The following is a 510-nucleotide window of genomic DNA, read 5'->3' on the forward strand; positions in this document are numbered from 1 at the left end:
AAACTCCCGGCGCGCCGTTTGATGCCTACTTATTGGGTTACACGCATGTTTTGAGTGAGAAAGCGAAACGCGGTTGGAAAACCTTCCAGAAAGCTGGGTGCGTACAATGTCATCAAGGGAAAAATGTTGGCGGCGCGATGATTCAACGCTTCGCTTACTTTGAGCACAAACCCGTGCAGAAAGACACAGGGCGCCATTTACTCACAACGGAAGGGGATGAGGGGTATTATTTCCGTGTTGCCAGTTTAAGAAACGTCGCATTAACGGGGCCGTATTTTCATAACGGGCAAGTGACCACCCTTGCTGAGGCCATTCAAATCATGGCACAAACGCAGCTTGGTATTACGATGAGTGATAGCAATATCGAAGACATCGAAGCGTTCTTGACGTCACTCAGCGCCCCAAGGCCAGTAATTTTAGAGGTGCTGGAAAATGAATAAGTTTAGGTTGGTCAATTCATGCTTATTTATTGCGATGCTGGTGGCGTGCACCTTTGCCTACATGGCTCAC

The 510-nt window shown here is 48.2% G+C and carries 1 pseudogene; it reads left to right on the plus strand.

Features of this window, described 5'->3' with window-relative positions:
• Nucleotides 1-440: pseudogene (locus R8O11_RS31485) on the plus strand (c-type cytochrome); the annotation flags it as partial.
• Nucleotides 441-510: the final 70 nt, after the last annotated feature.

The organism is Vibrio sp. 1288, assembly GCF_033344475.1.